At 72.5% G+C, this 24,965-nt stretch carries 25 protein-coding genes; 14 read left to right on the top strand and 11 right to left on the bottom strand.

Annotation, left to right across the window (positions count from 1 at the left end; genetic code table 11):
* Positions 1-267 precede the first annotated feature (267 nt).
* From ACIA79_RS28450 to ACIA79_RS28430, 5 genes are all read left to right on the top strand, one after another.
* On the top strand, positions 268-1,458 hold the full coding sequence (locus ACIA79_RS28450; RefSeq protein ID WP_399431222.1) for a S8 family peptidase: 1,191 nt from the start codon (positions 268-270) through the stop codon (positions 1,456-1,458).
* Between the two features lie 93 nt (positions 1,459-1,551).
* Positions 1,552-1,839 carry a hypothetical protein gene (locus ACIA79_RS28445; protein ID WP_399431221.1) on the top strand — a complete coding sequence of 96 codons (288 nt, stop codon included), beginning with the start codon at positions 1,552-1,554 and terminating at the stop codon, positions 1,837-1,839.
* A 131-nt stretch (positions 1,840-1,970) separates the two neighbouring features.
* Positions 1,971-2,552, top strand: coding sequence for a DUF2243 domain-containing protein (locus ACIA79_RS28440; RefSeq protein ID WP_399431220.1), 582 nt, complete (start codon positions 1,971-1,973; stop codon positions 2,550-2,552).
* Entirely contained in the window at positions 2,549-3,379 is an 831-nt protein-coding gene (locus tag ACIA79_RS28435) for a cytochrome c oxidase assembly protein (RefSeq protein WP_399431219.1), read from the top strand. Before ACIA79_RS28440 ends, ACIA79_RS28435 begins: the two co-directional genes overlap by 4 nt.
* A gap of 105 nt (positions 3,380-3,484) precedes the next feature.
* Positions 3,485-4,297 (top strand): SAM-dependent methyltransferase, encoded by an 813-nt coding sequence (locus ACIA79_RS28430; RefSeq protein ID WP_399431218.1) that lies wholly within the window; start codon positions 3,485-3,487, stop codon positions 4,295-4,297.
* A gap of 126 nt (positions 4,298-4,423) precedes the next feature.
* On the opposite strand, the gene ACIA79_RS28425 is transcribed toward ACIA79_RS28430, so the two are convergent.
* On the bottom strand, positions 4,424-5,326 hold the full coding sequence (locus ACIA79_RS28425; RefSeq protein WP_399431217.1) for a helix-turn-helix domain-containing protein: 903 nt from the start codon (positions 5,324-5,326) through the stop codon (positions 4,424-4,426).
* Between the two features lie 87 nt (positions 5,327-5,413).
* Entirely contained in the window at positions 5,414-5,629 is a 216-nt protein-coding gene (locus tag ACIA79_RS28420) for a DUF397 domain-containing protein (protein ID WP_391816963.1), read from the bottom strand.
* 173 nt (positions 5,630-5,802) lie between these two features.
* Between ACIA79_RS28420 and ACIA79_RS28415 the strand changes: the two genes are divergently transcribed.
* Together ACIA79_RS28415 and ACIA79_RS28410 are read left to right on the top strand one after the other, a co-directional pair.
* Complete coding sequence (locus ACIA79_RS28415) at positions 5,803-6,354, top strand: ATP-binding protein (protein WP_399431216.1); 552 nt, start codon at positions 5,803-5,805, stop codon at positions 6,352-6,354.
* A 286-nt stretch (positions 6,355-6,640) separates the two neighbouring features.
* The gene (locus tag ACIA79_RS28410) at positions 6,641-8,932 is read left to right on the top strand and encodes a catalase (RefSeq protein ID WP_399431215.1); all 2,292 of its coding nucleotides are present in this window, start codon (positions 6,641-6,643) and stop codon (positions 8,930-8,932) included.
* 33 nt (positions 8,933-8,965) lie between these two features.
* Here the strand turns inward: ACIA79_RS28410 and ACIA79_RS28405 are convergent, their stop codons facing one another.
* From ACIA79_RS28405 to ACIA79_RS28395, 3 genes are read right to left on the bottom strand one after another with little or no spacing between them, the layout of a single operon-like run.
* The gene (locus ACIA79_RS28405; protein WP_399431214.1) at positions 8,966-9,538 is read right to left on the bottom strand and encodes a cupin domain-containing protein; all 573 of its coding nucleotides are present in this window, start codon (positions 9,536-9,538) and stop codon (positions 8,966-8,968) included.
* Positions 9,535-10,746, bottom strand: coding sequence for a cytochrome P450 (locus ACIA79_RS28400; protein ID WP_399431213.1), 1,212 nt, complete (start codon positions 10,744-10,746; stop codon positions 9,535-9,537). The genes ACIA79_RS28405 and ACIA79_RS28400 overlap by 4 nt, the downstream gene beginning before the upstream one ends.
* Before the next feature lie 26 nt (positions 10,747-10,772).
* Positions 10,773-11,861, bottom strand: a complete 1,089-nt coding sequence (locus ACIA79_RS28395) for a type III polyketide synthase (protein WP_399431212.1) — start codon at positions 11,859-11,861, stop codon at positions 10,773-10,775.
* 318 nt (positions 11,862-12,179) lie between these two features.
* Here ACIA79_RS28395 and ACIA79_RS28390 point away from each other — a divergent pair, with 318 nt between their 5' ends.
* Genes ACIA79_RS28390 through ACIA79_RS28380 form a run of 3 tightly spaced genes read left to right on the top strand, consistent with a single transcriptional unit; the run spans position 12,180 to position 13,152 of the window.
* Entirely contained in the window at positions 12,180-12,416 is a 237-nt protein-coding gene (locus ACIA79_RS28390; RefSeq protein ID WP_399431211.1) for an acyl-CoA carboxylase subunit epsilon, read from the top strand.
* Positions 12,413-12,931 (top strand): metallophosphoesterase family protein, encoded by a 519-nt coding sequence (locus ACIA79_RS28385; RefSeq protein ID WP_399431210.1) that lies wholly within the window; start codon positions 12,413-12,415, stop codon positions 12,929-12,931. Before ACIA79_RS28390 ends, ACIA79_RS28385 begins: the two co-directional genes overlap by 4 nt.
* A 29-nt stretch (positions 12,932-12,960) precedes the next feature.
* The gene (locus ACIA79_RS28380; RefSeq protein ID WP_399431209.1) at positions 12,961-13,152 is read left to right on the top strand and encodes a hypothetical protein; all 192 of its coding nucleotides are present in this window, start codon (positions 12,961-12,963) and stop codon (positions 13,150-13,152) included.
* On the opposite strand, the gene ACIA79_RS28375 is transcribed toward ACIA79_RS28380, so the two are convergent.
* From ACIA79_RS28375 to ACIA79_RS28365, 3 genes are all read right to left on the bottom strand, one after another.
* The gene (locus ACIA79_RS28375) at positions 13,149-14,024 is read right to left on the bottom strand and encodes a class II glutamine amidotransferase (protein ID WP_399431208.1); all 876 of its coding nucleotides are present in this window, start codon (positions 14,022-14,024) and stop codon (positions 13,149-13,151) included. The two genes, ACIA79_RS28380 and ACIA79_RS28375, sit on opposite strands and share 4 nt — an antisense overlap.
* Position 14,025: 1 nt before the next feature.
* Positions 14,026-15,459: a glutamate decarboxylase gene (locus ACIA79_RS28370; RefSeq protein ID WP_399431206.1), complete on the bottom strand. Its 1,434-nt coding sequence runs from the start codon at positions 15,457-15,459 to the stop codon at positions 14,026-14,028.
* 212 nt (positions 15,460-15,671) lie between these two features.
* The gene (locus ACIA79_RS28365) at positions 15,672-16,058 is read right to left on the bottom strand and encodes a rodlin (protein WP_399431205.1); all 387 of its coding nucleotides are present in this window, start codon (positions 16,056-16,058) and stop codon (positions 15,672-15,674) included.
* 404 nt (positions 16,059-16,462) lie between these two features.
* Here ACIA79_RS28365 and ACIA79_RS28360 point away from each other — a divergent pair, with 404 nt between their 5' ends.
* From ACIA79_RS28360 to ACIA79_RS28350, 3 genes are all read left to right on the top strand, one after another.
* Entirely contained in the window at positions 16,463-16,828 is a 366-nt protein-coding gene (locus ACIA79_RS28360) for a hypothetical protein (protein ID WP_399431204.1), read from the top strand.
* A gap of 186 nt (positions 16,829-17,014) precedes the next feature.
* A complete protein-coding gene (locus ACIA79_RS28355; RefSeq protein WP_399431203.1) occupies positions 17,015-20,932 on the top strand; it encodes a helix-turn-helix domain-containing protein in 3,918 nt (1,305 codons plus the stop codon).
* A 250-nt stretch (positions 20,933-21,182) separates the two neighbouring features.
* A complete protein-coding gene (locus ACIA79_RS28350; protein ID WP_399431202.1) occupies positions 21,183-22,082 on the top strand; it encodes an NlpC/P60 family protein in 900 nt (299 codons plus the stop codon).
* A 78-nt stretch (positions 22,083-22,160) separates the two neighbouring features.
* Here ACIA79_RS28350 and ACIA79_RS28345 read toward each other — a convergent pair whose 3' ends face one another.
* Complete coding sequence (locus ACIA79_RS28345) at positions 22,161-23,537, bottom strand: serine hydrolase domain-containing protein (RefSeq protein ID WP_399431201.1); 1,377 nt, start codon at positions 23,535-23,537, stop codon at positions 22,161-22,163.
* A 256-nt stretch (positions 23,538-23,793) separates the two neighbouring features.
* On the opposite strand from ACIA79_RS28345, the gene ACIA79_RS28340 reads away from it, so the two are divergent.
* Positions 23,794-24,195 (top strand): DUF3662 domain-containing protein, encoded by a 402-nt coding sequence (locus ACIA79_RS28340; protein ID WP_399431200.1) that lies wholly within the window; start codon positions 23,794-23,796, stop codon positions 24,193-24,195.
* A 61-nt stretch (positions 24,196-24,256) separates the two neighbouring features.
* On the opposite strand, the gene ACIA79_RS28335 is transcribed toward ACIA79_RS28340, so the two are convergent.
* Positions 24,257-24,658 (bottom strand): cobalamin B12-binding domain-containing protein, encoded by a 402-nt coding sequence (locus ACIA79_RS28335; RefSeq protein ID WP_399431199.1) that lies wholly within the window; start codon positions 24,656-24,658, stop codon positions 24,257-24,259.
* A gap of 28 nt (positions 24,659-24,686) precedes the next feature.
* The coding region (locus tag ACIA79_RS28330; RefSeq protein WP_399431198.1) for a methylmalonyl-CoA mutase family protein at positions 24,687-24,965 on the bottom strand (279 nt) is incomplete at its 5' end.

Genomic DNA, 24,965 nt, shown 5'->3' with positions numbered 1-24,965 from the left:
GCGCACCCGGCGCCCGTGCCCATATCGCGTCCCCGCGCCCATGCGGGCGGCGCTGCCGCGATCGGCGCAGCGCCCTGACCTGATTCGGCGACCTCCTCTCCATCTCGATTCATCACATTTATGGCGTGCGCCTGTCACGGCGACATGGCGTGCCGTCCGCCTGCCCAGATTCCAGGCGTGAGGCATGTCCCCCGGTAGGCCTCGGCAGGTGCGTACTGCATCCGGCCGGCGCCGCGGGACTGCCGCCCCATCGAACGGAGACCCCGGATGAAGCCGTCCGCACGCCGTCTGTCCGCCGCCCTCCTCCTGTTGCTGCCCCTGGTGGCAGCTCCGGCCGCCGCGGCCGAACCCACTCCCGAGCCGCCGGCCCGCGCCACCCCCGCGCCGCTGAAGACCCAGCCACAGGCCATCGCGGGCCAGTACATCGTCGCCCTGGACGCGCAGACGGCGGCGGCCACCGTCACCCAACAGGTGGGCGTCACCCCGCTGTACTCCTACTCGCTCGCGTTCCGGGGCTTCGCCGCCCGGCTCACCCCGGACCAGCTCGCGGCCGTACGGGCGCTGCCCGAGGTGGTGTCGGTGGAGGAGGACGCCGTGGTCACCGCGACCCCGGTGCCCGACGAGGGGCTGCGCGCGCCCGCCACCAGCTGGGGCCTGGACCGGATCGACCAGCCCTACCTGCCGCTCGACAACACGTTCGACGTCGCCACCACCGGCTCGGGCGTGGGGGCGTTCATCCTCGACACCGGCATCGACTACCGGCACCCGGAGTTCTCCGGCCGCGTATCCGCGGGCTTCGACGCGATCGGAGACGGCCGCAACGGCCAGGACTGCAACGGTCACGGCACCCACGTCGCCGGGACGGTCGCCGGCGCCACGTACGGCGTGGCACGCAGGGCCGGCCTGGTCAGCGTCCGCGTCCTCGACTGCGAGGGCAACGGCTCCAGCGCCGGCGTCATCGCCGGACTGGACTGGGTCGCCCAGCACGCCCGCCAGCCCGCCGTGCTCAACGCCTCCATCGGGGGCCCGCGTTCCGAGGCCGTCAACAGCGCGGCCACCGCACTGTCCGACCGGGGGGTCCTCCCGGTGGTCGCGGCGGGCAACGACGCCGTCGACGCCTGCACCGTGTCGCCCGCCAGCGCCGCCCGGGTGGTGACCGTCGGCGCCACCCAGCACCTCGACCAGGAGACCGGCTTCTCCAACTTCGGCCCCTGCCTGTGGATCTACGCACCCGGTCAGCAGATCGTCTCCGCGCGGCTCGGCGGCGGCAGCGTCGCCCTCAACGGCACCTCCATGGCCAGCCCCCACGTGGCGGGCGTGGCCGTCCTCCACAAGGCCAGGACCCCGAGCGCCACACCGGAGCAGGTCGCCGTCCGGCTGGCCGAGCAGTCCGTGAAGGGGGTGCTCCAGGTCAGCAAGGGCTCCCCCAACCGGCTCGTGCAGACCGGCGACCTGTGACCGCAGGCAGGTGACCGTACCGCCGCGCGCCGCCCGGTGACCACCGCGGCACGTGAGGCACCGCCCGCACCGGCCTGTGACCACCGCAGGCACGTGACTGGCACTGCATGCCCGCAGGCGCCCGCCCGGGCCGGAGCGCGCGGGCGGCGGGACGGGACCCTCCGCACCCGCCGGGCCGTCCTCGCACGCCCCTGCGCCGAACCGGTGACGCCGGCCGGGCGGGGGCGCGGCGTTCCGCGGGGCGACGGCACGGTGCTCAGCAAGGACCCGGACCGGATCACCGTCCTGTTCGACTCGGTGGGCTACCGCACCCTGTCCCTCGAAGTGGTCTCGGCACAGGAGCTGCTGACCGTCCTGGAGGAGCCCCCGGCGGACGCGTGACCGGCCGGGAGCCGTTCGGATCACGCCGGGTGGTGGAGCCGGCGGGCGTGTGGATGACTGGCAGCGGCCGCCGCGGGCACACGCCCGACGTCCACCCCCGGAAGAGAACCGGCAGAGAAGGAGTCGGCCCGATGGCCACCACCACCGGCGGCGCCCCCGCGCGCGGCACCGGCACGGGGAGCCTGCGGCTCCCGGGCCTCGTCCTCGGCGTAGGACTGGGCGGGTTCGTCGACGGGATCCTGCTGCACCAGCTCCTGCAGTGGCACCACATGCTGACCAGCACCGACGACGACCGGATCGGGGTGAAGTACTACCCGCCCACCACCGTCGACGGCCTGGAGATGAACACGGTGTGGGACGGGATCTTCCACACCGTCTGCTGGCTCGCCGTCCTCACGGGCCTGGCCCTTCTGTACTCCCGGGTGACGCGCCATCGGCGGCGCGTGTGGACCTCCGCGGTCCTGTGGGGCTGGGTGCTCGTCGGCTGGGGCCTGTTCAACCTGGTCGAAGGGGTGCTGGACCACCATGTCCTCGGCATCCACCACGTCCGCTCCGGCCCCCACCAGACCTGGTGGGACCTCGGCTTCCTGCTCCTGGGCGCGCTGCTGGTACTGGCCGGGTGGCTCCTCCAGCGCCGGGGACGCCCCCTGGACCACGAGGACGGCCCCGGTGACGGCTCCCGGCCCGCGCCCGGCGGCCCCGCCGCCGCATGACCGGCCACCCCGCAGGGCCCGGCCACGGAGCGGGGCAGCTCCTCGGTGTCCTGCTGCCGGCGACCGTGCTGCTCGCCGTGGGCGCGCTGTACGTCCTGGGCACGGCGCTCGCCCGCCACCACAACCCGGCGGCGGGCTGGAGCCGGGCGCGCACCGGCTCGTTCCTGTGCGGTCTCGGCCTGCTCGGCCTGGCGCTGCTGCCGCCGGTGGCGTCCTTCGCGCACGAGGACTTCCGGGGCCACATGCTCCAGCACCTGCTGATCGGCATGTACGCCCCCCTCGCGCTCGTTCTGGGCGCCCCTGTCACCCTGCTCCTGCGCACCCTGCCCGTGCGGCACGCCCGGCGCCTGTCCCGCGCGCTGCGCAGCAGGTCCGTGCACGTGTGCGCCCACCCGGTCACCGCCCTGCTCCTGAGCACGGGTTCGCTCGTGGCGCTGTACTTCACGCCCCTGTACGGCGCCACGGCCGGCCACGGCCCGTGGCACCACGTCCTGCACGCGCACTTCCTGCTCTCGGGCGCGCTGTTCGCCTGGTCGGTCGCCGGACCGGACCCCGGGCCGGCCCGGCCGGGGGTCCCCGCGCGGCTGGTCGTCCTCGGCCTCGCGATCGCGGCGCACGCCACCGTGGCGCAGATGATGTACGCGGGGCTCCACCTGCGCGTCCGGGCCCCGCTGGAGCAGATCCGCGGCGGGGCGGAACTCATGTACTACGGCGGCGACATCGCCGAACTGCTCCTCGCGGCCGCACTGGTCGCCACCTGGCGTCCCGCACGCCGTACCCCGACGGTCGTCCTCGCCGCGGACGGGCGACGGACTGTCCGAAAGTGACCCCATCATTTCACTCAGGTCGGGCATCGGCCGTGCTTGCACCCTCCCGGTTCCTAACATGTCCGTCCTACGAACGCTGCTGTTCCCCGACCGGGTGAGGCCTGGATGCGACAGGAGTCGTGGCGCCCCGACGCCATCGACACGAAGGTGCCCAGCGTGGCACGTATGTACGACTACTTCCTGGGGGGTGAGGACAACTACCAGTCGGACCGCGACGCGTGCGAGGAACTGCTGAAGCAGGTGCCGAGCACCAAGGTGCTGGCCGTCAACAACCGGCGGTTCCTGCGCCGGGTGGTCCGGGTGCTGGCGACCGAGTACGGCATCCGCCAGTTCATCGACCACGGATCCGGACTGCCCACCCAGGACAACGTCCACCAGGTCGCCCAGGCCGTGGACCCGGAGTCGCGGGTCGTCTACGTCGACAACGACCCGATCGTCCTCGCGCACGGCCGGGCCCTGCTGGAGGAGAACGACCGCACCGCGGTCATCCAGGCCGACATGCGGGACACCGACGGGATCTTCGGTCACGACGAGACGCGGCGGCTGATCGATTTCAGCCGACCTGTGGCCGCCCTGTTCGTATCGGTGATGCACTGCATCCCGGACGAGGACGGCCCCGCGGCCCTGATCCGGCGCGTGGCCTCCCGTCTCGTACCGGGCAGCTTCCTCGTCATCTGCCAGCTCGTCAGCGACCGCCCCGAGATCCGCTCCTTCGTCACCGACTTCATGGCCGAGAGCACCGGCGGCCGCTGGGGGCGTGTGCGGGAGGAGCACGAGGTCAGCGCGTACTTCGACGGGCTGGAGGTCCTCGAACCCGGCCTGGTGGAGGTGTCGACCTGGCGGCCCGACACCGACCTCGCACCGGTGCAGCCGTCCGACGAATGGCTGGAGTGGGGCGGCGTGGGCCGGCTCCCGTAGCGCGCCGGCACGGCACACGACCCCGCGGCCCCGGGCGGCCCGTCCCCACGGACGGCTGTCCGGGGCCGCGCCGTACCCCGCGCGAGCCGGAACGACTTCACAAGCCTCGGGGGGCCGGGGGGGGTGTCAGAGGGTGGAGAGTCGTTTGTGCAGGGTGTCGAGGGTTTGGCGGGGGGTGAGGGCGCAGGCGCCGAGGCGGTCGAGCATGTCGCGGTATTGCTCGACGATCTGGGGTTTCTGGCTGAAGGTGCTGTCGGTGAGGTGTTCGATGTAGATGGCGTCCTTGAGGTCTTCGAGGGCGAAGCGGAGGTAGGTCAGGCCGGTGCCGACGCCGACGGATGCGGTGATGTCGAGGGGTGCGATCTGGAGGGTGATGCGGGGGCGTTGGGTGAGGTCGATGAGGTGGTGGAGCTGGGCGCGCATGGTGGCGGGTCCGCCGACGGTGCGCATGAGGACGGATTCGTCGATGATGGCCCAGAGGCGTGGTGCGTCGGGTTGGTCGAGTTGGCGTTGTCGTTCCTGGCGGAGGGCGACGCGGCGTTGGATGTCGTGGTCGAGGAGGGGGCCGGGTCCGGAGCGTACGACGGCGCGGGTGTAGTCGGGGGTTTGGAGGAGGCCGGGTACGTAGAAGGGTTCGTAGGTGCGGATGGTGGCGGCGGCGCCTTCGAGGGCGACGAGGGGTGCGAAGAAGTCGGAGAGGGCGTCGCTGTAGGAGCGCCACCAGTCGGGGCGGCGGGATTGTTCGAGGAGGCGGAGGAATTCGTCGGTCTGGAGGGGGTCGTCGGCGCCGTAGAGGTGGAGCAGTGCGGTGGCGTCGGAGGGTTTGCAGCCGTGGCGGCCGAGTTCGATGCGGCTGGTCTTGGAGCGGGAGAAGCCGAGTTTGGCGTCGACGTCGGCGGGTTCGAGTCCGGCGCGCAGGCGTAGTTCGCGGAGTTTGCCGCCGAGGATGATCTTGAGTGCGGTCGGGTTGTTCTCGACGGCTCCCAGGGGCCGGACGAACAAGGACGGACTCGGTTCGGCTGCGGCCATCACTCGCTCCTGCGGACTGGTGAATGGACTGACCCTACCCATCCGACCCGCGCCCGGGCCAGAGCCGGGAGCCGCCACTGGTGGCTTTCAGCCGACAAGCGCGTCGAAGTCGCCGTCCCGGGCCCCCGCCACGAACGCCGCTATCTCCTCCCTCGTATAGACCAGAGCCGGCCCTTCCGGGTCCCGGCTGTTGCGCACGGCTACCCGCCCGTCCGGCAACGCCGCCATCTCCACGCAGTTCCCCGTGGCGTTGCTGTGACTGCTCTTGATCCACACAGCCGATGCCAGGGAGCTCGAACGCATGCCGTTGAACAACTCCACCCCCACAAACCTCTTTCGAATCGCTCGTATGTGCCCATCAGAATCGGACAGTGCAATCCCAGATGCAATTGCACTCGCGTGCCGACCTCGACGATACTCGTCCCGCACCGGCTGCCGCAGCGTTCGAACCCCGAAGCTCGCAGGGAGACTTCACCGTGACGATTCACATGCCGGACTCGACGAGCACGTACGCCGGGCCGATGAGCCCGCCGGGCCATGTCGCCGGAGCCGGTGCGCCGTTGCCCAGCGAGCCCCCGGGCATGAGCCCGGACGACATCGGCCTCCTGCCCCCCGGAGGCTTCGCGGCCTGCGGCTTCGACGGCGCGCCGCGCAACGTCGGCCAGGCGCGCCGGTTCGTCGCCCACACACTCGACCGGTGGGCACTGCGGACCGTCAGCGGGGACGCGCAGGTCGTCGTCAGCGAACTCGTCACCAATGCGGTACGGCACGCAGTGCAGCCGCCCGCAGCGGAGCGGGACGGGGACGACCACGGCGAATTCCCCGTGTGGCTCGGCCTGTTCCGCCACGCCACCCACCTGGTCTGCGCCGTCTCCGACCCCAGCTCCGCCCCGCCGTGTCCGCGGGAGGCCGATGACCTGGCGACCGGCGGCAGGGGGCTGCTCCTGGTCGACGCCCTGTGCGACACGTGGTCCTGGGCCCCGACGCCCCCGCGGGGCAAGACGGTGTGGGCCTCCATGGCTCTGTGACGGCACGACCCCCGGTCCTCACCCGGGCCTCAGGCGGACCTCTCCTCCGGGCTCCTCCTTCAGGGCTCCCCGTGAAGGGCCCTGCCCGCCGGCAGCCAGGCCGCAGGGCGCCCGGTCCTCGACTCGTGACGAAAGTCCTGCTTCCGCCCTGTGACCCGGGGTACCTGCGGAGCCGTGACCATGCCCGCGCGGGTGTGCCGAAGGACGGATCCGTTCCGCGGATCCGTTACGGCCACCCCGGCGACGGTCATGGCTGTGGAGTTGCCGACCCGAGCACGGAGGAACGATGGCGAACCGGAACCAGGACCCCCACCCGCTCAAGGCGGTCGCCCACAAGGTGACCGAGGCGGTTCGCGGTGACAAGGGGCCCGCGGCCGAACCGCCCGGCCGCCCGGCGCCCGAACCGGCGCAGGCGGACGAGCCGGCCACCGTACGCGGACCGCTCCCGCCCAAGCCCGACCAGAGCGGCCCCGACACCTTCGGTCCCACCGGCCGCCCGACCGGAGCCGACCGGTCACGGGCCGCGCAGGCCGGGCCGTACCTCACCACGGCGCAGGGCAACCGCCTGCACGACACGGACCACTCCCTCAAGGCCGGGCCCCGCGGCCCCGTCCTGCTGCAGGACCACCACCTGCGCGAAAAGATCATGCACTTCGATCACGAGCGCATCCCGGAGCGGGTCGTCCACGCCCGCGGCGCCGGCGCGCACGGGATCTTCCAGGGGTACGGGACGGCCGCCAAGGTCAGCAAGGCGGCCTTCCTCGGCAAGGACGTCGAGACCCCGGTGTTCGTCCGCTTCTCCACCGTCCTCGGCTCCCGCGGCTCGAGCGACACGGTGCGTGACACCCGGGGCTTCGCGACGAAGTTCTACACCGACGAAGGCGTCTTCGACCTGGTCGGCAACAACATCCCGGTCTTCTTCATCCAGGACGCCATCAAGTTCCCCGACGTCGTCCACGCCGGGAAGCCGCATCCCGACCGGGAGATCCCCCAGGCCCAGAGCGCCCACGACACCTTCTGGGACTTCGTCACCCTCCACACCGAGGCCACGCACCACACCCTGTGGAACATGTCGGACCGCGGCATCCCCCGCTCCTACCGGATGATGGAGGGCTTCGGGGTGCACACCTTCCGCCTGGTCAACGACGAAGGCGCGACCACCCTCGCCAAATTCCACTGGAAGCCGAAGCTCGGCGTGCACTCCCTGGTGTGGGAGGAAGCCCAGATGATCAACGGAGTGGACCCCGACTTCCACCGCCGGGACCTCGCCGACGCCATCGAGGCCGGCGCGTACCCGCAGTGGGAGCTGGGCATCCAGACCTTCCCCGACACCCCGGAGCAGACCTTCGAGGGCATCGACCTGCTCGACCCGACGAACATCGTCCCCGAGGAACTGGCCCCCGTGCAGCCGATCGGGCTGCTCACCCTCAACGCCAACCCCTCGAACTACTTCGCGGAGACCGAGCAGATCGCCTTCCACCCCGGGCACCTCGTCCCCGGCATCGACATCACCGACGACCCGCTGCTGGCAGGGCGGCTCTTCTCGTACCTCGACACCCAGATCACCCGCCTCGGCGGCCCCAACTTCGCCCAGATCCCCATCAACCGCCCGCACGCCCCGGTCAACGACATGCTGCGCGACGGCCTGCACCAGACGGCCGTCCACACCGGTGTGGCGCCCTACCGCCCCAACTCGCTCGACGGCGGCTGCCCGTTCCTCGCGGGCGCGGACAACGGCGCGTACATCGAGGTGCCCGTCCCGGTCCCGGCCGCCGAAAAAGTCCGTGCGGCACCCGCCTCCTTCTCCGACCACTTCAGCCAGCCCCGCCGCTTCTGGCTCAGCATGACGCCGACCGAGCGCGAGCACATCATCGGTGCCTACACTTTCGAACTCGGCAAGTGCTACGAACAGGCCGTCAAGGAACGGGCGCTGAAGGTGCTCGCGAACATCGACCCCGAGCTGTGCGCTCGGGTGGCTGCCGGTCTCGGCCTGCCGGCGCCCGAGCCCACCGAGCCCCTCGCACCGGTCGAGCCGAGCCCCGCCCTCTCCCAGATCGGGCGGACCTGGCCCCCGGCCGGCCGGGTCATCGGCATCGTCGCCGACGAGAACGCCGACCTGGACGGGGTGCGGGCGGTGCGCCGGGCGGCTCTCGACGCGGGCATGGTGCCCCTCGTCGTCGCCCCCTCCGGCGGCACGCTCGACGCGGACGGCGACGAGCCGATCGCCGTGCAGCGGACCTTCGCCACCGCCCGCTCGGTCGAGTTCGACGCCCTCGTCCTGGCCGGAGCGCCCGGCCACGGCGACGACGCCTACGGCGCCCGCGACGCCAAGGCCGGGGACGCCGTACAGGCCGGGGCCACCAGCGACCCCCGCGTGCTGCTCATGCTCTCCGAGGCGTTCCGCCACGCCAAGGCCATCGGCGGCTGGAACGGCGCCGTGAACGCCCTCGAAGCGGCTGGCGTGCCGTCCGGCGCCCCCGGAGTGGTGACCGCCGACGACGGTACGGCCACCCTCGCCCGCATCGTCGAACTGCTCGGCGGCCACCGCGTCTGGGAACGCTTCCCCGCCACCGCCTGAGCGGCCGGACGGGCCGCACGCGGCACGACGCGCTCACGCCTCCGCGTGCGCGTCGTGCCGCAGCGGCGTGAGCTGCTCGATGTCGTACCGCGCCCGCAGCGCCGCGATCGCGGCGTGGTCCACCGGCCCGCCCTGGTCCAGGATCTCCAGCAGCTCGTCGAAGTAGCGCTCGTGGTCCGGGGGCGGCGACGCCTGGAAGAACATCTTCGCCGGTGTGTCCGTCCGGTTGGCGAACGCGTGCGGACAGCCCGGCGGCACCACGATCACCGTGCCCGGCGTCGCCCGCACCACCCGCTTCCCCGACGACGACTCCCAGTTCCGCCAGTCGTCCCGCGTCCGCACCCGCGGCTCGAACGCCAGGACGTCCAACTCACCCTCCAGCACGTAGAACAGCTCTTCGCTGCGCGTGTGCACGTGCGCCCCGACGTCGAAGCCGGGGGAGACCACGACCTCGAAACTCGACGCCACCCGTGAATGCTCACCCGTCACCTTGAACGTCACCTGCTGGGCCGGCGTACGCAGGGTACGGCCGTGCCCAGGTGGGACGAGCAGCCCGTCGGGTGCGCTCTCCAACAGGGACAGCGGCGCCCCCAGATGCGCGGTCACCAGGTCACCGGAAGGGACTCGGGCCCGCGGATCAGCGCGCCGCGGCGGAACCGGAGCTCCTCCACCGGAACGGCGAACCGCAGCCCGGGGAACCGGTCCACCATGGCGTCCACGAGCAGCTCCGACTCCAGTCGCGCCAGCATCGCGCCGACGCAGTAGTGCGGTCCGTAGCCGAACGCCACATGCGGGTTGGGGCTCCGGTCGAAGTCCAGCGACTCGGGGTCGGCGAACACCTCCGGATCGCGGTTCGCCGCCAGGTACGACACGTAGACCGGATCGCCGGCCCGGATGCGCACTCCGGCGACCGTCACGTCCTCCAGCGCGATCCGCGACAGGCCCACCGCGCTGCGGTGCGGGATGTAGCGCAGCAACTCGTCGATGGCGCGCGGACGGATCTCCGGCTCCTCCCGCATCCGGGCGAGGTGCTCCGGGTGCGTCAGCAGGAGGAAGAGCATGTTGCCGACGTTGTTGGTGACCGCCTCGCCGCCGATCTGGATCAGCAGCGCCAGCCCGACCGCCTCCGACGCGGTGATCTCACCGTTCTCGATCGCCGCCGCCAGCAGGCCGATGACGTCCTCCCCGCCGGACGGCCGCTCGCGCAGCACCTCCGTGAAGTAGGCGCACATCTCCTCCTTGGCCTGCTGGCTGCGCTCCGCGCCCTGTGCCGAGGACAGGATCAGCGAGGTCCACTCGTGCATCCGCGGCCGGTCGGCCTCGGCGACACCCATGAGCTCGCAGACCACGGCCAGCGGGAACGGGCCGAGCAACCGCTCGGTGAAATCGGCCGGCGGCCCGTCCTGCAGCAGCTCCTCGACCAGCTCGTCGAGGCTTTCCCGGGCCCGCTGCCGCACCCGCTCCACACCGCGCGTGGTGAACGCCGGTGCCACCGCGCGCCGCAGCCGCGTGTGGTCGGGCGGGTCCTCGAAGCCGACCGCCCCGTCGACGGGGATGAAGTGCGGGGCCAGCCGGGTGACGTCGTGCTGGACGACCAGCTTGCGGCTGAAGCGCGGATCGTTGGTCACCATCCGCACATCGTCGTAACGCGTCACCAGCCAGGCCCAGCCCTCACCGTTGGGCAGCTTGATCCGGGTGACCGGCCCCTCCCTCATCAGCTCGGCGAGCACCGGGTCGAAGTCCACCCCGAACAGATCGAGCGCGGGCCATTCGCGCACGGGGGGAAGGGGGGCCGTGGTCGTCTCATCCAGCACGGTGCGATTCCTCTGCGAAGACGCGGTCAGGAGCGGTCGGAGATGGTCCAGCGACCGAGGGACATCTCGGCGGTGATACCGGGGCCGAACCCGGCGAGCAGGCCGCGCGCCTCGTGCTCGGCGCTGCCTTCGTCGAACAGCCGGCGCAGCGCGTCCAGGACGACGGCGCTGGCGATGTTGCCGTACTCGGTGAGCGTGGCCCGGCTGAAGCGGAACGCCTCCGGTGGTACGCCCAGGAACTTGCTGAGGTCGTCGAGAATCCTTGGACCGCCGGCGTGGATGATGTAGAAGTCCAGGTCGGAAGCGTCCCAGCCGTGCTGCCCCGCCAGCTCCTTCAGCGCGGGCGCCAGCGGTTCCATCGTGCCGGGCACCCGCTTGTCGAGCTTGAAGTGGAACCCGGTGTCCTTGATGTCGTAGGCGATCCACTCCTCGGTCTGCGGGACCAGGTACGAACCGTTGCGCTCCAGCGAGATGCCGGTGCCGCCCCGGCCGCGCATGACCGCGGCGGCCAGACCGTCCCCGAACAGCCCGTTGGACAGCAGGTTGCCGACCTCCAGGTCGGTGGGCTGGTAGCACAGGGAACAGAATTCGCAGGCCACGATGAGCGCGTTGGCCTCCGGGTAGGCGGTGCAGAAATCGTGCGCGCGGTTGATGGCCGCACCGCCGGCGGCGCATCCCAGCTGGGCGATGGGGATCTGCCGCGTGTCCGTGCGGAAGCCCATCGTGTTGATCAGCCAGGCGGTCAATGACGGCATCATGAAACCGGTGCAGGACACATAGATGATCACATCGATGTCCTGGGCACGGAGTTCCGCGTCGTCGAGCGCTTGGCGGATGACCGCCGGCACACGCGCCTTGGACTCCGCTTCGTAGACCGCGTTACGGGCCTCGAAACCGGGGTGCTTGAGTGTTTCCTCGATCGGCCGCAGGAGATGCCTTTTCCGTACGCCGGTGTTCTCCATCAGCCGCAGCGCCAGAGCCAGCTGCGGGTGGTCCGCGTGAATGGACCGCGCCAGATCGAGCGTCTGCTGCATCGTGATGACATGCTCCGGGACCGCCACTGCGGGTCTGCACAACGTGGCCATGACGTAAGCCCTTTCGTCGCGTTTGCTCAAAGAATCACGGACCCGAAGCCGAGGCGCGCGTCGAGGATTTCCCGCCCCCGTTGCGCCGAAGCGGTGACCGGACGCCCCCGCGCCACCGGTGGACGGCCGCTCCCGGACGGGCGGTCGTGCGGCCGGGCACGGCCTGGGAACGCCTGTGGCGAGTGCCGACGCCGCCTCCGCGACCCGGATGGTGCCGGGTCGCGGAGGCGAATGGAGAGCCGAGCTCGCCAGGTGCGCAACTACAGCGACCGTCTGGCGTGCGCACGCCTCACCCGTGTGGCCGAGCACGACATGCCCGGAGCGGCTCCCGAGGCGCAGCATGAGTGAATGCCGCACCACCTGCGTATCGTCCACGGCCGCCCCAATGCCATCGAGCTGGCCGCACTCACCGCCGTACTGACCGCGCTCGCCTCCCGGGACGCGGCCGGGCCCGCCGGCGCCGACCCGGACCGGGAGCCCTGCCGGGCCGAGTGGGACCGCGGCTGGAGGGCGCACCCGCTGCCCGGCTCGTGGCGGGCGCGCATCGGCGCGGTCCTCCACCACCACCATCACCACCGGCGATGAGCGACGAGGTCCGGCTGGTCCTCACCTCCGACACCCATGTGCCCAAGCGCGCCAGGAGCCTGCCCGCCGAGCTGCTGGACGCCGTGGAGCGGGCCGATGCGGTCGTGCACGCCGGCGACTGGGTCGACACCGCGACCCTCGACCTGCTGGAGTCCCGTGCCCGGCTGCTCGTCGCGGTGCACGGCAACAACGACGGCCCCGACCTGCGCGCCCGTCTGCCCGAGGTCGCCCGCGCCGTCCTCGGCGGGCTGCGGCTCGGGGTCGTCCACGACTCCGGTCCCGCGCAGGGCCGCGAGCGCCGCTGCGAGCAGCGGTTCCCCGGCCTCGACGTCCTGGTGTTCGGACACAGCCACATCCCGTGGGACAGCACGGCGCCCGGCGGGCTGCGGCTGCTGAACCCCGGCTCACCCACCGACCGGCGCCGCCAGCCGTACCGCACGTACATGACCGCGCTCGTGACCGGCGGCCGGCTGACCGGGGTCGAGCTGCACCGCCTCGGCGTGGTGACCGGTTAGAACGGCCTCCCGCGAGGAACACGGAACGCATGAACCAGCCGAAGCACCAGCCCCGGACGGCCAAGGACGAGGTCCTGCACGAATTCGAGGAGGCGGAGCTCCGCCTCGACGAGGACGTGGACGACGCGGACGACGGTGAGGCGGCAGACAGCCTGACCCCGAGCCCGGCCGCTCAGGAGTCCGTACGGAAGAAGAAGGACACCCCCGGCGCCGGTTCCTAGAGCGTGTCGGCGCTCTGCGAGGCCGCGGCCTCCGGGCGCAGGTCCGACGTGCGCAGCTGGTGTGCCGGGGGGTCCGGCAGGGCGATCCGGCTGATCGTGCGCACGCCGGGCGCCACGCGCAGCAGCTCACCGGGTTCCATGAGCCGCCAGTGCGGGTTGTCGTCCATCCGCTCGCTGGCCACCACCACCGCCGGGACGGACGTGAGGTCCCCGGAGTGCACCCGCATCCGGCCCCCGGTGCCGCTGTGGTCCAGGTGCCGGTCGCCGTGGTGGCCGCCGGCCGGCCGCTCCAGGACGTACAGGCGGTGGGTGCCGGGATAGCGCAGCGCCCACAGCTCGTCCCGGGTGACCAGGACGAGGTTCAGCGCGTACAGGGGCAGATGGCCGGCGATCCACCGCGCCGCGTGCTCCAGACCGGCACCCACGTCGCCGCCACGGGCGCGGATCTCCCGGGTGACCAGCGCGAAGAACCGTTCGGAATCCGTGTCGCCCGCCACCGCCGCCCGCTCGTCCCCGAGCCGGGCATCGAGCGCGTCCAGGCCCTCGATGACCCCGTTGTGGGCGAAGAGCCGCCCGTCCATGCGGAAGGGGTGGGTGTTGCGCGGTACGAGACTGCCGGTGGAGGCGTACCGCACGTGGGCGACGAAGGTGGCCGAGTCGATCCGCTTCGCCTCCTGCGCGAAGGCCAGGTCCTGGTAGGCGGCCAGGGGCGCCTTGTCGACCCGGGGGGTGCCGTCCTCGTCGAAGTACCCGATGCCCGCGCCGTCGGGGTCGCGGCGGGACTGGTCCCGGAGGCTGTCCGGCGCGTCGAGCAGCCAGAACGTGGCGCGGGTGCGGTGCGGCGCGCTGCTCATCCCGAAGAGCCGGCACATCTCACTGCCGCCCGGGATGCTGCGGGTTCTTCGTCTCGGCTCCGTGGGCGAAGCCGCCGGAATCCTCGGCGCTCCGCTGCGGCCCGCCCTGCCGTTCCAGCCGCCGCACCACCCGCCCCAGGTCGTCCAGCAGCAGATCGGCCAGGTCGTGCCCGAAGCCGTTGCGGACCACGATGCGCAGCACGTCGAGATCGGTGCGGTGGGCCGGGAAGGTGTACGCGGGCACCAGCCAGCCGCGCTCGCGCAGGCCTGCGGACACGTCGAAGACGTTGTACGCGCCGACACCCTCGCGCAGCCGGAACGCGAACACCGGCGTCTGGCTGCCGTCGGTGAGGAGCTCGAAGGGCCCCGGTTCGCCGATCCGCCGCGCCAGCCGCGTCGCGACGTCGCGGCAGGTCTGCTGCACCCTGCGGTAGCCGTCGAACCCCAGCCGCAGGAAGTTGTAGTACTGCGCGACCACCTGGGCACCGGGCCGGGAGAAGTTCAGCGCGAACGTCGGCATGTCGCCGCCCAGGTAGTTGACGTGGAAGACCAGGTCGTCGGGGAGCGCGTCGGCATCCCGCCACAAGGCCCACCCCACGCCCGGCATCACCAGGCCGTACTTGTGCCCGGAGGTATTGATCGACGCCACCCTCGGTACGCGGAAGTCCCACTCCAGGCCGGGGTCGACGAACGGCGCGATCATGGCCCCGGACGCCCCGTCGACATGGACCGGAACGTCCAGGCCGGTGCGTTCCTGCAGGGCGTCGAGCGCGGCGGCGATCTCCGCGACCGGCTCGTAGCTGCCGTCGAACGTCGACCCGAGCACGGCCACCACCCCGATGGTGTTCTCGTCGCACCGCGCCGCCGCCGTGTCCGGGGTGAGGTGGTGGCGGTCGCCCTCCATCGGCACGTACCGGGGCTCGACCTCGAAGTAGTTCGCGAACTTCTCCCAGCACACCTGGACGTTGATCCCCATGACCAGGTTGGGCCGCCCCGTGTCCTGCCCGGCCGCCCGCCGCCGCCGCTGCCAGCGCCGCTTGAGCGCCAGCCCCGCCAGCATCGCCGCCTCGCTCGACCCGGTGGTCGAGCAGCCGGGTGCCCGGTGCGGGTCGCCGGCGTTCCAGAGCCGGGCGAGCATGCGCACGCAGCGCATCTCCAGCTCGGCGGTCTGCGGGTACTCATCCTTGTCGATCATGTTCTTGTCGGCGCACTCGGCCATCAGGCGCAGCGCCTGGGGTTCGGCCCACGTGCTGACGAAGGTCGCCAGGTTCAGCCGCGCGTTGCCGTCCAGCATCAGCTCGTCGTGCACGAGCTGGTAGGCGACGGCGGGGTCCGTCGCCGTGTCCGGCAGGGCGTCGCGCGGCATCGTGACCGGTTCCCTGCTGAAGAGCGGATTCAGTTCCAGGTCGCGGTCGGCGGCGCGCACGTCGTCGCCGGAGTGGTGCAGGGCCATGGCGTCCTCCCGTCGAGCGACCGGACCCCCCTTGACCTCATGCCCCCGGCGGGACGGCGGCGCGCCGCATTCACCCGTATGCCGCACGCCGCGGCCGGGCGCCCCGAAACGGGTGGGCGCCCGGCCGCGCGGGGATGCCGTGCTCCCGTCCGTATGTGCCGGCCTCGTGGCGTCCGCCACTCCCCGACCCAGCCTGATCCGAACGGGAGACCCTAGTCGGTGGCGACGGACGCGTTCTCGGAGATCACGTCCTCCAGGATGTGCGACAGCGCGCTGTCGCCCTTGACGGCGGTGGAGTTCTCCGCGCACTGCTGGTTCTGCGAGTCGTTCACCAGGTCCTGGACACCGATGTTGACCAGGAGGATGTTCTGGACGTCGCCCTCGACCGGCACACCGAGGCAGAGCTTGTTGAGCGAACCCTGTACCAGCCCGAACTGCCCGCTCATCTGACCGCCGGTCACCGTGTTGCCGTACGACTGCAGGGAGTGGTTGCCGTTCTGGGTGTCGACACCGCGGTCGCCGACGGCCGCGGCCGCCGGAGCCGACACGCCGAGCATGGCCATCGCGACACCGACGCCGGCCAGGATTCTCTTGGTCATCTTCCGTCCCTACGTTGTGGCAGGCCCGACCGTCGGGCCGCTTTGCGTAACACGGCTGCTGTGCCGGCGTAACGGCCCGGCGTGTCCACGGACGGCGGAGTTCACTCATTTGCCGCCCCCGGCGGAACGGCACCCGGTCCGCCCCCGGACGGCCGTCCCTCGGGCCCACCTCCTCCTCCGGCCGTTGACCTCCGCTCCGTGGGCTCGCTGGTCACCGGGTGTTTCCCGGCCGCCCGGCCGACGGGCAACGGGAAACCCGTCGACCCCGGTGCGCGGCGGAGGCAACCTGAAGTCGCCGGGAACGACGGCACGGCCCCCGCGGCACGGCCTCGACGGCACGACCCAGCAAGGCACCACCTGAAAGGCACGACCCAGCAAGGCACCACCTGCAAGGGGGAAACGACATGCGCAAGATGATCCGCAGCGCCGCCGCACTCGCCACCGCGGCCGCCGCCGTCATGGTGTTCACCGCCTCGGCCGACGCCAGGCCGGCCGCCGACTGGGCCGGATGCCCCGAGGGAGCGGTCTGCATCTACCCGCAGAACCAGAACCCCGCCGTCCGGCCGACCCACGTCCTCTACCGCTACGGGGCGCACAACCTGAGCAACCAGGTCGGCAACCACTGGGTGCTCAACAACCAGACGGGCGGCGCGACCGCCAACCTCTGCACCGGCTACAACGGCGGAGGCTGCGGAGCGCCCATCGCCGCCAAGACCGGCGTGTACGCCGACCTCACGCCCATCAACTCCATCCGCCTGAACCGGCCGTAACCTCCGTCACGGCCCCACACCGACCATCTCCTCCCGCAACGGGAACGTCCGGAGCAGCGAGCCGCCGCTCCGGACGTTCCTGTTCTCGCCACACCGGACGGAACGCCCACGGACCGTCCCATCCTCGCCGTAACCTGGCCACCTGCCGTCTCGTTGCCAGGGCGCACATGGCCATGGGGGGATGCCGTGGGGAACCCGGACCGCGGACCGGACACCGGTCACCATGACGACGCACCCGATCCGGCAGCGATGTCCTTCCCCGCACAACTGCGGCGCCTGCGCGCCCGGCGCGGCATGTCGCTGGCCGACCTGGCCCGCCGGACCCACTACAGCAAGGGCTACCTGAGCAAGATCGAGACCGGCTCCAAGCGCGCGACCGTCGACGTCGCGGGCCGCTGCGACGAAGTCCTGCGGGCCGACGGCCTCCTGCTGCGGCTCGTACGGCAACCCGCGGCGCCCGGCGCGGAAACCGCCCCCGGTCCCGCGGGTCCCGCCGGTGCCGGAGCACCGCCGGACGGACCGTGCCCCTACCGCGGCCTGCGCGCGTACACCCCGCAGGAGGCCGCATGGTTCTTCGGCAGGGAGCGCGCCACGGCCGCGCTGGTCGAGCGTGTCTTCGAACGCGTCGGCAGCGGACCGCTGATGCTGGTCGCCCCCTCCGGCGCCGGGAAGTCCTCCCTCCTCAACGCAGGCCTCGTACCGGCACTCCGCCGTGACGGGGGCTTCCCCATGCCGGGCGCCGACCGGTGGCCCGTCATCAGGTGCACGCCCACCGCCCATCCGCTCCAGGAACTCCTCGACCGCACCGCCAAGGCCCTCGGCAGCGACCCCGGCATCACCGCCCATGAACTGCGGCGCCGGCCGGCGACCCTCCTCGACGCGGTTCACCGCCTGGTCGACGACACCGCGCCGCCCGGGCCCGACGGCCGCCGGCCCCCGCCCGTCCGCCCGGTCCTGCTCGTCGACCAGTTCGAGGAACTCTTCACCCTCTGCTCCGACGAGGACGAGCGACGCGCTTTCGTCCGCGTGCTGCGCACGCTCGCCACGGCCCGGCCCGGGGAACCCGGGGCCGCCGGCCACGACGCCGCCGTCGTCGTACTGGGCGTACGGGCCGACTTCTCCGGGCGCTGCCTGGAACTCCCCGAACTGGCGCCCGTCTTCACCGACGGGCTGTTCTACCTGCCCCCGATGTCCGTGGCGGAGCTCCGCGAGTCCATCACACGCCCCGCCGAGCGCGCCGGTCTCACGCTCGAACCAGGACTCGTCCAACTGATCCTCCGCGACGCGGGACTGCGCGACGACCCCGCGGCCGCCGGCCCCGCCGCCCCGCCCGACCACACCCCGTCCGGAGCGCTGCCCCTGGTCTCCCACGCGCTGATGGTCACCTGGGAGCGGCGCGAGGGCTCCACCCTGACCGTCGCCGGGTACGAGCACACCGGCGGCATCCACGGCGCCATCGCGCGGACCGCCGAGAACGTGTTCGCCCGCCTCTACCCGTCCGAGCAGCGGACGATCCGCCGCAACCTGGTACGGCTCGTCCACGTCACCGACGGCACCGGCGCCACCGACGGCACCGGAGCGACCCGGCGGCGCATGAGCCGCACCGCCCTCATGGAGCGGCTCTCCGACGCCGAGGGCGCCGCGTCCGCCCTGGACGCCTTCGTACGGGCCCGGCTCATCACCCTGGACAGCGACACCGTCGAGATCGCGCACGAGGCACTGCTCCACGCCTGGCCCCGGCTGCACGGCTGGATCCGCGCCGACCGCGACGGACTCCTCCTCCACCAGCAGCTGACCCAGGCGGCCGCCGCCTGGGAGCGCGAGGGCCGCGACCCGTCCGCCCTCTACCGCGGGGCCCGGCTGGACACCGTGTGCGCCTGGGCCGGTGAACTCGACAGCGACGGCCGGCTCAGCCCACTGGAGGAGGCGTTCCTCCGGGCCGGGCGGGCGGAGGAGGACCGGCGGACGGAACAGGCCCGCCGTCAGGTCCGGCTCCAGCAGCGGATGCTGGTCACGCTCGTCGTCCTGCTGGCGCTCGCCCTGACCGCCGGAGCCCTGGCGTACCAGCAGCGCGCGGGTGCCGTGGCCCAGGAACGCGTGGCCCGCTCCCAGGCCCTCGCCGCGCGGTCCACGTCCCTGGCCGCGGGCCAGCCCGAGGCGTCGATGCTCCTCGCCGAGGCGGCCTACCGCACCTCTGCCACGACCGAGGCACGCGGGGCCCTGCTCAGCACGCAGGCCCAGCACTTCTCCGCACGCCTGACCGGGCACGCGGGCCCGGTCAACGCGGTCGCGTTCGCCCCCGGCGGGCGGCTGCTGGCCACCGCAGGCTCCGACGGCACGGTGCGGCTGTGGAGCGTCGCGGGCCGGAGGCAGTCCGCGCTGTTCACCCTGCCCGGACGGGCCCGCTCCGTCGCGTTCGGCCCGGACGGGCACACACTCGCCGCCACCGCCACCGACAGCCCCGTACGCCTCTGGGACATCACCAGCCGCCGTACGACAGCGGTCCTGCCCGCCACCGCCGGAAGCCGCGCCGTCGCCTTCGACCCGCGGGGGCGTTCGCTGGCCACCGCCGGGGCGGACGGGACGGTCGCGCTGTGGCGGACCACCGGCCGCCACCGCGCCCTGGCGACCCTCCGCGGCCACACCGGCAAGGTCAACGCCCTCGCCTACGCGTCCGACGGACTGACCCTGGTGTCCGCCGGCGCGGACCACACCGTACGCGTGTGGGACACCGTCCGAGCCCGCCCGCTGGCCGTGCTGCGGGGACATACCGACGAAGTGCTGGGGGTGGCGTTCGCGCCGGACGGCCGCACGGTCTGCAGCGGTGGCATGGACCGTACGGTACGGCTGTGGGACCCGGCCGCGGCGCGGCCCGCCGCGACCCTGACCGGACACAGCGACGACATCAACGCGGTCACCTACACACCCGACGGCACCGCGGTCGTCAGCGCGGGCGGCGACGGCACCACCCGGCTGTGGGACGTACGCAGCGGCCGGCCCACCGCGATGCTCTCCGGACACACCGACTACGTCCTCGGGGTGGCCGCCGACGCGGGCGGCTCGGTACTGGCCACCGCCGGGTTCGACCAGTCCGTCGTCCTGTGGGACCTGGACGGATCGGCCCTGACGGCACGCCCGTTCACCGAGATCTGGCAAGCCGACTACAGCCCGGACGGGAAACTGCTGGCCACCGCCGACGCCGATCACACCGTACGGCTGTGGGACGTCGCCCGGCGCCGCGTCCTGGCGGCGTTCACCGGTCACCGCGAGACCGTCTTCTCGGTGGCGTTCGCCCCTGGCGGGCGACTGCTGGCGTCGGCGGGATCGGACGGCACCGTCCGGTTGTGGGACGTCGCCGCCCGCCGGCCGCTCGCGGTCCTCACCGGACGCAGCGGGGACGTGTACGCGGTGGCGTTCGCCCCCGGCGGGCGACTGCTGGCGTCGGCGGGATCGGACGGCACCGTCCGGTTGTGGGACGTCGCCGCCCGCCGGCCGCTCGCCGTCCTCACCGGCCACACCGACTTCGCCAACGACGTCGTCTTCAGCCCCGACGGCCGCACCCTGGCGAGCGCGGGCGACGACCTGACCGTGCGGCTGTGGGACGTCGCCGCGCGACGCCAGACCGCCGTACTGACCGGGCACACGGGCGCGGTGCGCGGGGTGGCCTTCAGCCCGGACGGGCGCACGCTCGCCAGCAGCGGCAACGACGGCACCGTACGGCTGTGGGACACCCGGCGGCACCGCTCCCTCACCGCGCTGACCGGCCACACCGGCTCCGCTCGCGGCATCGCCTTCTCCCCGGACGGCCACACCCTGGCCACCAGCGGAAACGACCGTACGGTGCGGCTGTGGGACGTGCCGGGTCGCAGGCTGTGGGCAGCCCTGACGGGGCATACGAACGCGGTGTGGGGCATCGCCTTCGCCCGCGACGGGCGGACGGTCGCCAGCAGCAGCAACGACGGCACCGTACGGCTGTGGAACCTGGACATCGGTGCCCGGCTGGCGCACACGTGCCGGCTGCGCGACCGCATCGGTCCCGAGGAGCGGCAATCGCTCCTGCCCCAACTCGCCGTCCCCCCGCACCGGCCCTGCGCCCGGCCCTGATGCCCCAGGTCGTCTCCGCGAAGTCCCGTCTGCCCGGCGGGCGGACGACGCTGCTTTGCGGACACTCCCCAGTCGGGGCCCCGGCGACCCGCGCAGCTCGGACGGGGTTTCCCGGCCGTTTCCCGTTGCCCGTTCCACCGGGGTGCCGCCCGGCCCTGGATCACGCGGTACCCGCGCCCGCACTCTGATGACCGGCGCCGCACGGCACGTCGGCGCTCCCACCATCGCACCGTCACACGGGGGTCCTCGTATGCGTCACCGGCCCGGCCTCATCGGCACGCTCCTCGCCGTCCTGGCCTTCTCCCTCTGGGCGCCCCTGCCCGCCGCCGCCTCCAGCGCGCCGCCCGTGGCCGTCGCGCCCACCACCGGTGCCGCCCGCGCGGCCGCCGCCGGGAACATCTGCGCCGTCCTCGCGCCGGGCGCGTCCGCGGACGCGGAGCGCGCCGTCGCCGCCGCCTGCGCGCAGGTCGCGGCGGACGTCTGGTACACGTGGGGCGGCGGCCACGGCCCGCAACCGGGGCCCACGTACGGGAAGGTCGACCCGGACGACCCGGCCAGCGCGCACGACCCCGAACGGCTCGGCTTCGACTGCTCCGGCCTGGTGCGGCACGCCTACGCCGAGGCGACCGGCTCGGACATCCTCAACGGCGTGGCCAGCGCCCAGTACTACACGCACCGCGCCGCCGCGCGCTTCACCGCCGACCAGGGCCTGACGCCGCTGCTCCCCGGCGACCTGCTCGCCTGGGGCACCTCCCAGCACCTGCGCCACATCGCCATCTACCTCGGCGCGGGCAGGATGGTGGAGGCCAGGCAGTCGGGCACCAAACTCATGGTCAGCGACGTCCGGATGGACGGCACCTACTTCGGAGCGGTCCGCGTCGACACCGGGCCGGTGACCGGCCACGTCTTCCGGACCTGGGGCACGGGGGTGTGGACCAAGGCGCAGCCGTCCACCAAGGCCGCACGGGTCTACGCCTTCCCGCAGCCGACGACGATCCGCGTCGGGTGCCAGAAGCACGCGGAGCTCGTCACCGCCGACGGCTACACCAACGACGCCTGGTCCTACCTCCCCGACTACAAGGCATGGGTCACCAACATCTACATCCAGGGGCCCGCATGGCTGGACGGGGTGCCGGTCTGCACCTCCTGACACGCCGTGCGCCGTTCGCGCCAGTGCCCGTCACGGGGGGCCACTGGCGCGAACGCGCTCCGTCGGGGCGGCGGAAGGTCAGCCCTGCCGCGGCGACGGCACGGCCGCCGGGCGGCGCAGGCTGTCGGGCGCGGCGAACGGCTGCGGCATCACGTGCGCCGGTGCGGAGGACCGGGCCCGGGCGCCGGCCTCGGAACCGCCGAGAGCCAGGGTCACATGGCGCAGCATCGCCTCGTCGATCGGGTGGGGTTCGAGCTTCCCCTGCTCGTCGAAGCGCTGGTACTTCATGAGGGTGTAGCCGATCGCGACCTGCCGCCGTCCGTCCTCCGTGGACAGCGCCCAGGTGCCGGCACCGAAGACGCCCCCGTCGTGGCCCCAGTACCACCGGCCGTCGGGCATCTTCAGCGTGTAGAGGCCGAGGCCGTAGCGCATGGCGACCTCCTCACCCGCCGGTGCCTCGTACGTGGGGACGGTGGTCTTCATGGCGGCCAGTTCGGCGGGACGGAGCAGTCGGCCGCTCAGCAGTTGCCGGTAGAAGGAGTTCAGGTCGTCGACCGTCGACACCAGCGACCCGGCCGGACCGCACCACGACATGTCGTAGACGCTGTAGTCGCGCGCGGGCGCTATCAGGCCGTACATCGACTCGTACATCTTCGCGTGCGGCCCGGTCAGGAAGGCCGTCCGCGGGAAGTACGTGTGCCGCAGCCCGGCCTTGCGGATGACGTTGCGGGTGATGTACCGCTCCGGCTGCTGGCCCGTGACCTCCCGCAGCAGAAGCCCGGCGAGCACGTAGTTGGTGTTGGAGTACGCGTAGGTGCCGCGCGGAGCCGCGGCGGGCGCCTCCAGCCCGAGGCGCACCAGCTCCTCGGGGGCGAAGCGGTGGAAACGCCTGGCGTCGAGGGCCTTGCCGGGGTCCTCCAGCAGACCGGGGAAGGCGCCCAGGACGTGATCGCCGAGGCCGCTCGTGTGGTTGAGCAGCATCCGGACCGTGATGGTGCGGCCGCGCTCGCCCGGCACCAGGTCCGGCAGGTACCGGCCGATCGGCGCGTCGAGCTCGATGCGGCCCGCGGCGACCTGCTGGAGCACGGCGACAGCGGTGAACGTCTTGGTGATGCTGCCGACCCGGTGCTCCGACTGCGGGCGCACCGGACGCCCGGTGTCCACGTCGGCGACGCCCGCGGCACCGCGCCACCGCGACGAGCCGTCACGGACGGCCGAGTACGTGCCGTACATCCCGGCCTGCCGTATCGCGTCGAGCGACTCCCGCAGTGCCTTGCGGTCCAGGCCCTGACCGGCGGCGAACTCCGCGGCGGCCGGCTTGACGGGCGCCACCGGCACCGCGTGCGCCGGGAGCGCGCCCGCGGTGAGCGACAGCAGCACGGCGCCGGATGCCAGCGCCGTGAGACGGAGCCCGCGGCGGTGCGCCGGGCGGGCGGGACGAGGGGTGAGGTCCATGAGCACTTCCTGCACGGTCGACGGCGCGCACCGGTGTGTGCGCCCGGACCATCCTCACCGCCCCGCAACACCCCGGACCTCCTCCTGAGGACCGATCGTGCACATCAAATCCCATGACATTTGTCAGACGGGGAACGGTAGTTGAGACATCTCAGCGGAACACGCCGCGTGGGGTTGCCGCCGGGCGCCGGGGCTGCGCACCCGCCGACCCGCGTCCGGAACGCGTGAAGTCCGGGGGGACGGGCACGCGCTCTCCATGGGAGAGCTGAAGCGGTGGGAACGCGCGATCGAGCAATTCGAGCAGTCGCTGATCGCCAAGGTCTTCGGCAGGGAACCGGTGGAGGTGCTGGACGCCCTGCGCCGGGAGTGCGACGACCACGCGGTCGTGTGCAGTCACAGCCGTGTCGTGGTGCCGAACGTCTACGTCGTCGAACTGGCCGACGACGTCCACGCCGAGGTGGACCGGAGCGGCGAGTCGGTGGGCCAGGAGCTGACGGACTCACTGGCCCGGCACGGTGAACAGAAGGGGTACGAGTGGGCGGGACCGCTCACCGTGCACATCACGGGATCCGCGCACGTGCCGAACGGCCGTTACCGGGTGACGTGCGCGCCCATGCCGCGCATCCGGGCCGATCTGCTCCCGGACGACGGCACATGAGCGACGGGCGGCACCGGGGTCCGCCCGCCGCCGCCCGCCCCGCGTGCGGGAACCGGAGGGGTCAGACCCTGTCGGCCACCCGGCGGCGGACCCACTCCACGACCTTCTCCGTGGGCGTGCCGGGGGTGAAGATCTCCGCCACCCCGAGGGTCTTCAGCGGGGCGATGTCCGCGTCCGGGATGATGCCGCCGCCGAACACCTCGATGTCCGCGGCGTCGCGGTCCCTCAGCAGTTCGATCACCTTGGGGAAGAGCGTCATGTGCGCCCCGGACAGGATGGACAGGCCGACGAACCCGGCGTCCTCCTGGATCGCGGTGTTCACGATCTGCTCCGGCGTCTGGTGCAGGCCGGTGTAGATGACCTCCATCCCGGCGTCCCGCAGGGCCCGGGCGATGACCTTGGCCCCGCGGTCGTGACCGTCGAGGCCCGGTTTGGCCACCACGATCCTGATCTGGTCGTGCATCGTTGCGTCACCCTTTCTCACAGCAGGCTCAGAACGCATCGGTGGGGGTGTACGTGCCCCAGACCTCGCGCAGCGCGCCGCACACCTCGCCGACCGTGGCGCACGCGGCGAGTGCGTCCTTCATCGGGTAGAGGACGTTGTCCGTTCCTTCGGCGGCCTTCTTCAGCCGGATGAGTGCTTCCTCCACGCGTGTGACGTCCCGCCACGCCCGGAGCTTGGCGAGGCGCTCGGCCTGCTGGGCCTCGATCGCCGGGTCGACGCGCAGGGGCTCGTAGGGCTCCTCCTCGTCGAGGGTGTAGCGGTTGAC

Source organism: Streptomyces sp. NPDC051310, assembly GCF_044455245.1.
Lineage (GTDB): Bacteria > Actinomycetota > Actinomycetes > Streptomycetales > Streptomycetaceae > Streptomyces.
Note: the sequence above shows the minus strand (reverse complement) of the source record. Positions and strands in the feature narration are given on the sequence as shown.

Bases quoted from the DNA above. Each gene is read 5' to 3' on its own strand.
- ACIA79_RS28450 (WP_399431222.1), top strand. From the start codon at position 268: ATGAAGCCGTCCGCACGCCGTCTGTCCGCCGCCCTCCTCCTGTTGCTG.
- ACIA79_RS28440 (WP_399431220.1), top strand. From the start codon at position 1,971: ATGGCCACCACCACCGGCGGCGCCCCCGCGCGCGGCACCGGCACGGGG.
- ACIA79_RS28435 (WP_399431219.1), top strand. From the start codon at position 2,549: ATGACCGGCCACCCCGCAGGGCCCGGCCACGGAGCGGGGCAGCTCCTC.
- ACIA79_RS28430 (WP_399431218.1), top strand. From the start codon at position 3,485: ATGCGACAGGAGTCGTGGCGCCCCGACGCCATCGACACGAAGGTGCCC.
- ACIA79_RS28425 (WP_399431217.1), bottom strand. From the start codon at position 5,326: ATGGCCGCAGCCGAACCGAGTCCGTCCTTGTTCGTCCGGCCCCTGGGA.
- ACIA79_RS28420 (WP_391816963.1), bottom strand. From the start codon at position 5,629: ATGCGTTCGAGCTCCCTGGCATCGGCTGTGTGGATCAAGAGCAGTCAC.
- ACIA79_RS28410 (WP_399431215.1), top strand. From the start codon at position 6,641: ATGGCGAACCGGAACCAGGACCCCCACCCGCTCAAGGCGGTCGCCCAC.
- ACIA79_RS28390 (WP_399431211.1), top strand. From the start codon at position 12,180: ATGCCGCACCACCTGCGTATCGTCCACGGCCGCCCCAATGCCATCGAG.
- ACIA79_RS28385 (WP_399431210.1), top strand. From the start codon at position 12,413: ATGAGCGACGAGGTCCGGCTGGTCCTCACCTCCGACACCCATGTGCCC.
- ACIA79_RS28380 (WP_399431209.1), top strand. From the start codon at position 12,961: ATGAACCAGCCGAAGCACCAGCCCCGGACGGCCAAGGACGAGGTCCTG.
- ACIA79_RS28375 (WP_399431208.1), bottom strand. From the start codon at position 14,024: ATGTGCCGGCTCTTCGGGATGAGCAGCGCGCCGCACCGCACCCGCGCC.
- ACIA79_RS28370 (WP_399431206.1), bottom strand. From the start codon at position 15,459: ATGGCCCTGCACCACTCCGGCGACGACGTGCGCGCCGCCGACCGCGAC.
- ACIA79_RS28365 (WP_399431205.1), bottom strand. From the start codon at position 16,058: ATGACCAAGAGAATCCTGGCCGGCGTCGGTGTCGCGATGGCCATGCTC.
- ACIA79_RS28360 (WP_399431204.1), top strand. From the start codon at position 16,463: ATGCGCAAGATGATCCGCAGCGCCGCCGCACTCGCCACCGCGGCCGCC.
- ACIA79_RS28350 (WP_399431202.1), top strand. From the start codon at position 21,183: ATGCGTCACCGGCCCGGCCTCATCGGCACGCTCCTCGCCGTCCTGGCC.
- ACIA79_RS28345 (WP_399431201.1), bottom strand. From the start codon at position 23,537: ATGGACCTCACCCCTCGTCCCGCCCGCCCGGCGCACCGCCGCGGGCTC.
- ACIA79_RS28340 (WP_399431200.1), top strand. From the start codon at position 23,794: ATGGGAGAGCTGAAGCGGTGGGAACGCGCGATCGAGCAATTCGAGCAG.
- ACIA79_RS28335 (WP_399431199.1), bottom strand. From the start codon at position 24,658: ATGCACGACCAGATCAGGATCGTGGTGGCCAAACCGGGCCTCGACGGT.